The organism is Aquimarina sp. 433 (genome assembly GCF_054054605.1).
On sequence record NZ_JBSWZK010000072.1, the window covers coordinates 1 to 203 of the forward strand.

Genomic DNA, 203 nt, shown 5'->3' on the forward strand with positions numbered 1-203 from the left:
GAGGACTTAACAGTTAGTGGTACAGTTACCAGTGGTAATACGAGTAATACCGATCCAAGTGGTACGGTAACGATTACCGATAATGATAATACCCCTACGGTTAGTATTAGCGATATTACAGTTGCAGAGGATGTAGGTAATGCTACGGTTACAGTAAGTATTGATGTAGCGAGTAGTGTAGATACGGTTATAGATATAGTTAC

Annotated in this window: 1 protein-coding gene; it reads left to right on the forward strand. The window is 39.4% G+C overall.

The window, feature by feature from the left end:
- Positions 1 to 203 (forward strand): hypothetical protein (locus ACWNT5_RS24380; protein ID WP_456518881.1); only part of this gene is annotated, 203 nt, incomplete at both ends.